General features: G+C 52.3%; 17 protein-coding genes. 3 read left to right on the forward strand and 14 right to left on the reverse strand.

The genetic code is table 11. The features are described from left to right. Positions 1-40: 40 nt before the first annotated feature. The 14 genes from GVK32_RS26280 to GVK32_RS26340 form a co-directional block, all read right to left on the reverse strand. Entirely contained in the window at positions 41-241 is a 201-nt protein-coding gene (locus GVK32_RS26280) for an AlpA family transcriptional regulator (RefSeq protein WP_159873634.1), read from the reverse strand. Continuing rightward, positions 238-474: a TraR/DksA family transcriptional regulator gene (locus GVK32_RS26285; RefSeq protein WP_159873635.1), complete on the reverse strand. Its 237-nt coding sequence runs from the start codon at positions 472-474 to the stop codon at positions 238-240. Before GVK32_RS26285 ends, GVK32_RS26280 begins: the two co-directional genes overlap by 4 nt. Further along, complete coding sequence (locus GVK32_RS26290) at positions 471-662, reverse strand: DUF1382 family protein (RefSeq protein ID WP_159873636.1); 192 nt, start codon at positions 660-662, stop codon at positions 471-473. Before GVK32_RS26290 ends, GVK32_RS26285 begins: the two co-directional genes overlap by 4 nt. Further along, positions 659-853, reverse strand: coding sequence for a hypothetical protein (locus GVK32_RS26295; protein ID WP_159873637.1), 195 nt, complete (start codon positions 851-853; stop codon positions 659-661). Before GVK32_RS26295 ends, GVK32_RS26290 begins: the two co-directional genes overlap by 4 nt. Continuing rightward, positions 846-1,190: a hypothetical protein gene (locus GVK32_RS26300; RefSeq protein ID WP_159873638.1), complete on the reverse strand. Its 345-nt coding sequence runs from the start codon at positions 1,188-1,190 to the stop codon at positions 846-848. The genes GVK32_RS26295 and GVK32_RS26300 overlap by 8 nt, the downstream gene beginning before the upstream one ends. Continuing rightward, complete coding sequence (locus GVK32_RS29300; RefSeq protein ID WP_224225484.1) at positions 1,187-1,408, reverse strand: hypothetical protein; 222 nt, start codon at positions 1,406-1,408, stop codon at positions 1,187-1,189. Before GVK32_RS29300 ends, GVK32_RS26300 begins: the two co-directional genes overlap by 4 nt. Next, positions 1,405-2,061, reverse strand: coding sequence for an MT-A70 family methyltransferase (locus GVK32_RS26305; RefSeq protein ID WP_159873639.1), 657 nt, complete (start codon positions 2,059-2,061; stop codon positions 1,405-1,407). The genes GVK32_RS29300 and GVK32_RS26305 overlap by 4 nt, the downstream gene beginning before the upstream one ends. Further along, positions 2,058-2,486 (reverse strand): regulator, encoded by a 429-nt coding sequence (locus GVK32_RS26310; protein ID WP_159873640.1) that lies wholly within the window; start codon positions 2,484-2,486, stop codon positions 2,058-2,060. The genes GVK32_RS26305 and GVK32_RS26310 overlap by 4 nt, the downstream gene beginning before the upstream one ends. Beyond that, the gene (locus tag GVK32_RS26315; protein WP_159873641.1) at positions 2,483-3,163 is read right to left on the reverse strand and encodes a lambda exonuclease family protein; all 681 of its coding nucleotides are present in this window, start codon (positions 3,161-3,163) and stop codon (positions 2,483-2,485) included. The genes GVK32_RS26310 and GVK32_RS26315 overlap by 4 nt, the downstream gene beginning before the upstream one ends. Beyond that, a complete protein-coding gene (locus tag GVK32_RS26320; RefSeq protein WP_159873642.1) occupies positions 3,160-4,086 on the reverse strand; it encodes a recombinase RecT in 927 nt (308 codons plus the stop codon). The genes GVK32_RS26315 and GVK32_RS26320 overlap by 4 nt, the downstream gene beginning before the upstream one ends. Beyond that, a complete protein-coding gene (locus GVK32_RS26325) occupies positions 4,086-4,382 on the reverse strand; it encodes a host-nuclease inhibitor Gam family protein (protein ID WP_159873643.1) in 297 nt (98 codons plus the stop codon). Before GVK32_RS26325 ends, GVK32_RS26320 begins: the two co-directional genes overlap by 1 nt. 7 nt (positions 4,383-4,389) lie before the next feature. Continuing rightward, positions 4,390-5,394: a hypothetical protein gene (locus tag GVK32_RS26330; RefSeq protein ID WP_159873645.1), complete on the reverse strand. Its 1,005-nt coding sequence runs from the start codon at positions 5,392-5,394 to the stop codon at positions 4,390-4,392. Positions 5,395-5,472: 78 nt separating this feature from the next. Further along, the gene (locus GVK32_RS26335; protein WP_135184513.1) at positions 5,473-5,667 is read right to left on the reverse strand and encodes a hypothetical protein; all 195 of its coding nucleotides are present in this window, start codon (positions 5,665-5,667) and stop codon (positions 5,473-5,475) included. Positions 5,668-6,130: 463 nt separating this feature from the next. Further along, on the reverse strand, positions 6,131-6,820 hold the full coding sequence (locus GVK32_RS26340; RefSeq protein ID WP_155884444.1) for a helix-turn-helix transcriptional regulator: 690 nt from the start codon (positions 6,818-6,820) through the stop codon (positions 6,131-6,133). A gap of 127 nt (positions 6,821-6,947) precedes the next feature. Here GVK32_RS26340 and GVK32_RS26345 point away from each other — a divergent pair, with 127 nt between their 5' ends. The 3 genes from GVK32_RS26345 (at position 6,948) to GVK32_RS26355 (ending at position 8,422) form a co-directional block, all read left to right on the forward strand. Continuing rightward, on the forward strand, positions 6,948-7,181 hold the full coding sequence (locus GVK32_RS26345) for a helix-turn-helix domain-containing protein (RefSeq protein ID WP_159873647.1): 234 nt from the start codon (positions 6,948-6,950) through the stop codon (positions 7,179-7,181). A gap of 40 nt (positions 7,182-7,221) precedes the next feature. Further along, entirely contained in the window at positions 7,222-7,443 is a 222-nt protein-coding gene (locus tag GVK32_RS26350) for a CII family transcriptional regulator (RefSeq protein ID WP_159873649.1), read from the forward strand. 85 nt (positions 7,444-7,528) lie between these two features. Next, positions 7,529-8,422 (forward strand): replication protein, encoded by an 894-nt coding sequence (locus GVK32_RS26355; protein WP_159873651.1) that lies wholly within the window; start codon positions 7,529-7,531, stop codon positions 8,420-8,422. Positions 8,423-8,510 lie beyond the last annotated feature (88 nt).

Consider the following 8,510-nt stretch of genomic DNA (forward strand, 5'->3'; position numbering starts at 1 on the left):
AAGGATAATTATAGGTGAGGAAATTAATTTACCCACCATTTTACCCATCGGAGCTGCTTAAGAGCCTATCCTTGAACTTGCAGTGATCACTATATAACCACCTTGCTCTACCGTGAATGACTTTGGCTTTTGGCAGGTCGCCGGACTTTATCCGGTCATAGATGAAGGTTTTTCCGAAGCCAGTATCTGCCATGATGAATTTCAGGTCAACAAGGCTGTCTGGCTGCATTTCGTGTTTCATTTTAGACCTCTCGATAAAATCCGATGCTTTCCGCGTTCTTCAGCCTCTTCCTGACAGGAGGCGCAGCGCTGACATCCCGCCACCGCCTCCCGACGCCTTTCTGGTATTCCTTCCCCGCAATCCACACAATGAATAGCCGAAACTGCGTTATGGTCGATTCGACACCTCGCTATGGCGGCTTCACGCTGCAGCTCTTCGAGTTCGTTGGCCTGATCGATGATTTCTGCGCTCATGCTGCACCGCCTTCACTCTTTTCAGCTTCAATCGCCATCTGCTCAAGCTTTCGTGAAAGCTCGGCAGACAGGACCTGGAACTCTTCCTCTGTCGCTACCGGGATCGGCACAAACCGGATGCCGATATGAGCGAGGCCATGTGCCGCCTCAAGGCATTTCCTTAAATCAACGGGGGAGGCTCTGTTCATTCGGCACCGCCTTCTTGGCTTAATGGCTGACTGAAAACTGCGCGCGATGGCGACCAGTCGCAATAGGTGTCAGTTTCGGTATGGCCGAAAATAGCTTTGCAGCGACGAATGTGCGCGCACTCCCCGCAGGACTTACCTGCTGGCAACAGCATTTTATCGGGGTCTTCTGGGTTGTAATTCAGCTCAGTCATTCCAGGCCTCCAACTCGTTCTGAATCTCTTCGTCGATTTCTTCGGTAGTGGCTTCTTCGTTCAGAAAGTCACGAGCCTCCTTGAGATACTGCTCCCGGCGTTCGTGGTACCAGGCTGAGAATTCAGGGCTCCAGCCATTTGGTGAGCCGTCATAGTCAACCTTGGCGTTACGTTCAGCCATGCTCTCGACCATGCTGTAAGCGGTGGTAAGAGCCGCTTCGCGGATATACCCGCGCAGATCACGCTTGCGCCAGTAGGGGTTAACTTTTGAATCACAGAAAGGTTTGAATTCCACTTCCCAGCGACGTATGCAACGCGCGTTTAATGACTTGCTCATGATTCCACTCCATAGCGGCCGCTAAGCCGACCAATAACACTGACAAATTTGACTAAGCTGACGCCCATAGGCCGGACCTTCTCGTAGTGCTTGCGAAGGATGGGGGGGCATACAGCGTTCCACTTCGGTTTAGGCTTTGCGCTCATCGCTTTGGTTAGCTCCTCTGCGCAGCGACGAGCCTGGGCGCGGAGGGCGTTTTCTTTCTCTTCTGGCGTCATGCTGCCTCCGTCTTCACAACGTCAATGGCGCAGCCAGGTATCAGCTCAACGGAAGCTGTGGCGCACTGGTTGCCCCAGTGGCTCCAGCCTGGCGCTGCGCTGCGACTGAACAGCTCAATCCGCGGCACGTCGCCGTAGAGCAGCTCCAGGCGGTGCCGAACTTCCCACGGTTTCTCGCTGTGCGCGCCGAGTGGGCTGTAGACCACCTGCTTAATTCCAGCGTGCTTGCGTTCCAGCCCGGTGCCGCGGGTGGCGATCAGTACGTCTTCCGTGTTGGCTCGGGTGTGGTTGCCGCCATTCATGCGCGTCTCGGTATTCAGCAGGTCTAGGAAGTCGTAAAAGTCGGTCACATCTCCCTCTGCCAGAGCCTTGGTAATGCGCAGTTCGGCCAATTGGTTCAGCTTTACCCAGGTGAAACCCTTCATCGTGCGCACTGTAAATCCCCATGCTTCGGCCAGCTCGATTGCTTCCTGGTTGTGCGTGCCGGTGTACCACATCGCCAGCACTGCGTTTTCGGCTGCAACCTCCCACACAGGTAGGCGCTTAAGGTCGATTAGCCGCATTGTTGAGTAATGGTCGACTGCGGCGCCGTTGCTGATCGTATTCCCGTACGACCATGGCGGATCGGCATAGATAAGTGAGTAGCGCTTCATAGGACTGACTCCATTTCGTCGATATAAAGACCAGAGGCGATTAAACGGCTGCGGCGCGCTGCTTTCTCAATGCACTGCTGCTTATTTCCCTTTGCTGCCTGGGCCATAGAACGCCGAGTGAAAAGGCGAGATTTCCCCTTTGGTGTAATGACCTTTGGCTTTGTAACCAGGGTAAAGGTGCGGTCGCATATTCCGGCATCGTTGAGCCAGGTTTCAGATGAGACGATCTTCGCTATCTGTCCGCCACCTCGGGTTATGCAGTTGGCAACGCGGTTAAACTCGATGAGCGTTACGCCGAATTTCTCCGCTATTTCGCTGCCGGTCACTGGACGTCCGCGGGTCTGAATCATCCAGATCACGCGTTCGCGCAGTCCTGAGAACTGTCCGGACATGCCGGGCCTGCGGTAAAATGGTGTGCGTTTCATTTCCACTGCTCCCCGAAGGTAAAGCCTATCTCCGCCAGCGATTCATCCATCTTGCTGATAAACTCCGGCACCATTTCGTTGAAGTCAGACACGTACTTGTCGTCTCGCTCAACAACCACGTGGTGAATGCCTTCTCGTTTCATGCGAGGGTCATAATTTGCGAAATACCAGGCGTCCTTACCGGTTACCCACATGCTGAATTGCACCTGGGCCATGTAGGCGGATTTGATAGCCTCGAAGCCGCCCAGCCGGAATTTCATGAAGTCGCGAGAGGTGAAAGGGCACTTCAGCTCAAGGCCGCGCCCATCACTACACAGGCCGTCCGGAGAGCAGGCGGTGCGCATTCCTTCGTCACGGAAAAGGATCGGCGACTCTGTGACGTTCACATCAGTAGTGAACTCAAAGAGGGTGCGCGCATCGTCCTCATACTGTTTTCCCCAGGCCAGAGCTTTGGCGTTAACTTCCGGCGCCGCGCCGGTGCAAACCTCTGCGAGTAGCGTGTGGAAATAGGACATTTTCATGTCAGTCCATTTGGTGCCTGATCGCGGTTTAGAGATGACGTTATGAACCTCAGAGGCAGTGATCACGCCGAGGCGCAAGCGGTGCCAGGATTCATCTCCCTGTTCAACGCGGGTGACGTCAATGCCAGTTCGCGTAAGGATAATTTCTGGCGTCATGCTGCCGCCTTTTGTTTCAGGAAGCCGAGAGCCTTAACAGCCTCGGCTTGAGTCAGTTCTGAAGACTCACGAATATCTCTGCGAAAAATTCTTGAGCACAGAGGAAGCAGGTCGTCATCCCATGTCTTATTCATCGCGATAAGTACATCGTTAATTTCTTTGATGGTTGCTGTTTCTGCTGGGGTTATGTCGCGTTCAGGCTGGCGCTGAGCGGCAAAGTTGATTCCCTCTTCACTTTCGGTGTTAACGTGATCAATGGCTGCGTCCAGGCGCTCGCGGCGCGGCCAGTATTTGGCTGCCTGCTTAACAACCGTCTTTAGGATCATCTGCTCTTCGTCTGTGACCCACGGGCATGATGTGCCTCTGCTCTTGTATGACTTCCATGCTTCTGAGCGGTCGCGAATCCCGTAGATATCAGCGATGCGCATCGTATGGGTTAGATAATCGCCGTCGTCGCTTTTGATAACGACGTATGCGCCAACAATGTCGCCTCGCTGTTCTGCAGTGTCGAAATCGTTGTAAATGTGAACCGGTGGCTTATCCAGTCCCTCACGGCGGAACTGATCGTTCTTGCGGACAATTTCCGACTGGCACCATTTGATGGCCCCGGATTGCTGTGCGATGTGCATCAGGCCCATGTAGCTGATGTCGAGACAGATAGCCCCTTTGCGCGGAACCAGATAAGCCAACTTCTGAGCCGGGTTAAGGGAGACACCGATCCCGGCAACATTCATTACTGCGCTTCTGGTGCTTACCGGGTTACCGATTGCGACTTTAGCCAGGTAATCGTTATTGGCGAAAATCTGCATCGCGAACTCAGATTCACGCCTGAAATTGATAGAGGGTTCAGAGCAAACCTGCTCGAATTCAGCCTTTAGTGGATTAACTAAGCTGAATACCTGTTCAATAAGTTGAGTAGTCATTATTGCTCCTCCTCAATGTTGAGCTGATGCCGGGCGATAACCTCGACCATGTAGCGAACGTGAGCCTCCATGCTTTCCTGAAAATCCACGTCATCGTCGAATGCGCGGCTTATCGCCTGTTTGCTGGCTCCGCGGCGTTGAAGTTCGTCAATGCATAGCGATTCCAGCAGACGGAGAGGCAGTCCTTTCTCCATGTCATCAGCGAGCTCTGATTCTTTCTCTTCGCGCGCCAGCTCCTGGTAATGCTTGTTCCAGGATTGCTCTTCAATCCGGTCCTGAACGTGATAAGCCGCCATAAGCACCTCAGTAGCTGATCCCGGTATGCGGGATTTTTCCGTCTTTAATCGCGGAGAGGACTTCGATAGCCTGATCGCGGGTTAGGGTGGTATTGGCCTGCAGAGCTTTAACGATGTCGGTACCGATAGCCTTGCGGTGGTTAACATCGGCTTCGCGGCGAGCCAGCTCTTCGGCTTTGCGCTTTTCTTCAGCCCGGCGCGCCTGTTCACGCTGCTCTGCTTCACGGCGGATGCGATCGGCTTCTTCGTGGGCTTTGCGGCGCTCAGCATCGATAGCTGCCTGTTTGTCAGCCGCTGCTTTCTGCTCTGCCGCAATTCGTTCGCGCTCTGCTTTTTCTGCCGCTTCTTTCTGCTCACGTTCAGCGCGCTCTTTCGCCAAAATCGCTTCGCGCTCTCTTGCTGCCGCGGCGTCAATTTCACGCTGCGCCTGTTCTGCTGCTTCACGCTTCGCTTTCTCTTCTGCCAGCCGCTTAATCTCTTCTTCGCGGGCAATGCGCTGGCGTTCGGCTTCGGCTGCTTTATCTGCGCGTTCGCGGTCAATATCTTTATCCATCAGCAGGGCCATTTCGTGGTCCGCTTCGAACTTGGCCGCCAACTCCTGATCGAACTTGATGTTCATTTCCAGCGCTTCGGCGTGCAGCGCGTTCATGGCTTCTTCGGCTTTAATGCGTTCCTGTTCGGCCTCCCATTCGGTTAGCGGGCGGCGCACTTCATCTTTCAGCGCATCGAGACGTTCGCGGACAACGCGGCGGCTTTCGTCGATTTGCTTTGGCAGCGCCTTTAACTCAGCGACCAGGCCTTTACCGGCGTTGTCGATGTACGTTTTTGAGCGCGCCACTTTGTGAGCCATTGAAGCGATAGCGTCGCGGCCTTTTTTGGTCGTCACATCAGGCACCAGGCTACGTGCCTCTTTCTCGATAGCTTCGATAAGAGGGTCGAGTTGGTCGTTACTGGTGAATACGGCCATCGCGTTCTTTTTTTCGATGACGACTAAATCCGTTATTTCGCTCATGGTTTCTCCTGCAAAAGGTTGAGAGATGCCCGGCACCTGTATTGGCTGCCTAATGGCTTAATTAAATTTGCGTTCCGGTTAGTGCGTTCCGGCCGGTACCAGATTTGGCAGCAGCTCACGTGCTTCAAAGCACTGGCGGATATGCCGTAAGTTTCCCTGCGGTTCGAACCAGAAGGTTTCGTTCAGGTAGTCGCGAGAAACCTTCCAGGTGGCGCCTGTTTTAGCGTTACGCATCATTACGGCGCGACCGTTGTTTGGAATTGGCTTAGCCATGAAAGACCTCCCATAGAGACGCAACAAACTTGAATGCCGCCACCCATACCGGAATCATCAGCAGAACGACGACTGTCAGTGAACGAATGCCGTTTCTGCTCATGCGACACCGCCAGGAAGCAGGCATAACGCGCTTACCACCAGAACGCCGGCCACGATTGCGAACGCGTTTGCCAGGAACTTAAACCACTTGGATTTATCTTCTTCACGGATCATCTCTTCACCCTGGCCTTATCGCGGCTAACGGAACGTTGTTACGACTTCCCGGCGTTGCCGGTGTTGTTTGGATGAGTTGATAATAGCTTTGGCGATTATCGCGGTCAATAGCTTAAGCGATATTTGATATCGGTATGGTGATATGATTGTGATAATTAAAGTGATTTTTTATGAAAAAAATCTAAAGAGGTTGGATTTTTATGAGAAAAGCGAAGCGAGAGGGCATAAAAAAACCCGCCGGAGCGGGTTATGCAAATCGTTTGTATTCTATGGATTGCCTGAGGAGGACACGAGCCATCACATAGAACTGGTCTTCGTCACCAGGTTCTACATACCATTTTTCATAGATAGGGTTATCTGAAATGACGGCTAGGCGATCCCTTTGCATCTGCAAGCGTTTAACATGAAGTGTTTTCCCAAAAACGAAAACATACACACCATCGCTGTCAAAATGGGTCACGCTGATATCGACAAAGATCTCGTCACCAGGGGAAATGGTTGTGTCCATGCTGTCACCACTGACAGTGATCACCTTAATATTATGGGCAGGCCGATTTCCGAACAGAGATCGTGCTTGCTCGGATGTGTACTCTATTGCGCGGATGGTCTCAATGAAATCATTAGTAATGAGTGCGCCTGGTCCGGCGCTGGCTTTCACATCAAGAACATCAACGCGATAAATTCCATTCTTAGCTGTAGCCAAGGGCTGGTCTTTCGTGATCTGACCGGATACCGAAAACATTTCACCGTCTCCAGTAGACAGCCATTCAGGCCGCACACCAAGAACGGACGCAATCTCTACTGTTTTGCGTGAGCCGTTGGCGCCATTGAGCAGCTTATTAACGCTGGACTGCGCCATCCCAACTTCTTTCGCTAGTCTGCCTTGTGTATATCCAGCTAATGACATCGCATGCGCCAGGCGCCCAGAGAAATCCATAAAACCTCCGCAAAGTAACTCCCTCAATCCTATCGCTATAGCGATAGACTGGCAAAAAATCGCATAGGCGATTGACAATCTCTTTTGCGATATCCATAATCATAAAAAATCAATAGCTGAGGTGATTATGAAAAACCCCGCAGTAGAAAAAGCGATTTCTATCGCAGGCAGTCAAAAAGAACTAGCCAAGCGATGTGGGAAAGCGCAGTCGACGATCTGCGACTGGTTGAATGGGAAAAAGAGAATTTCCCCCGTTCACGTCCCGGACCTCGTGGCTGCTGTAGATGGAGAGATCAAAGCGTATGAGTTTCGCCCCGATCTCCCATCCATTTTCCCGCCGCCGAATAACAGCGCCGCCTAACCGGCGGCCATTCAAAACAACACTTTAGGGAGTATCACAAATGGGGACATCAACGGCACGCAACAAATTGGAGGCCAGAAGAATTGAAAGTTGGTTGCATAGCCAGATAGCAGAGTTGGGCGCAACCAAGATCGCTGAAGTGGCCGGCGTCAACAAATCAACGGTAAGCCGCTGGCGGGAAAATCTTCTGCCGAACATGTCGATGCTGCTGGCGATTCTGATTTCGAACAGGCCGGGAGAGAAGGGGGATTTTGAGGCATGAAGGGTAACAAAAAAGGCGAAAGCCGCGGTGTTCGAGCACCAACGGCTTTCTGGCGAATTAACTGGATCAATTCACAGGAGTAATTATGGCAAATACTGCCGAAGTAATCAATTTCCCTGTGCCTGTCGTGGCACTACAGGAGCTGCGTGTGGCCGATACAGACGATGGATATACCCGTCTGGCTAACGAGCTGTATGAGGAGCTTATCGGTGCAAACCTGACCAAAAACCAGTCAAAGGTTGCTCATGCCGTTTGCCGTAAAACGTACGGGTTCAACAAGAAGATGGACCGTATTGCAGATATTCAGATCTCCCAGCTGACCAGGCTTCCGCGTCAGAAGGTAAACGCGGCAAAAAATGAGCTGCTCATCATGCGAGTACTTATCGCCGAGGGCGCCTTAATTGGCCCAAATAAAAACCTGAATGAGTGGGCTGTACCAGCTGCCAAGACTGGACCTGTTTGTCACCATGATAGTGACAGAGATTGTCACCACGGTAGTGACAGTCACCATAATGGTGACACTGTCCCCACGGTAGTGACAAAAAGTGTCACCAAAATAGTGACAGACGTGTCACCAAAACAGGGACACACAAAAGACACTATTACAAAAGACAATAAAGACAATATTAATAAACCCCCTAAATCCCCCCGGGCGGTTTCGTTCGATGCGTTAGCTGTTCAGTTGCCTGACTGGCTTTCTGCAGAAATCTGGTCGTCATGGGTGGCATATCGTCGCGACCTGAAAAAGCCGATCAAGTCTCAGCAGACGGTCACCCAGGCTATCAACCTGCTGGACCGCTGCAGACTGAACGGTTACTCGCCCGAAGAAATTATCAACCGCAGCATCGCCAATGGCTGGCAAGGCCTGTTTGAGCCAAATGGTGCCAAGCCTCAACCAAGTCAACAGGTGCGAGTTGCCGAAAATTTCGCAGGGAAGGATTACGGGCAGACTGAAATCCCATCATGGGCGAGGGACTGATCATGGAACTGGAAGAAAAAATCTCAACCATCGAGAAAATGCTCGAAGTCCTGAGCAATCCGCCTGAGCAGTTCCCTAATTGCGAACT

The organism is Klebsiella sp. 18074 (assembly GCF_902705905.1).
In the GTDB taxonomy this organism is placed as follows: domain Bacteria; phylum Pseudomonadota; class Gammaproteobacteria; order Enterobacterales; family Enterobacteriaceae; genus Klebsiella; species Klebsiella terrigena.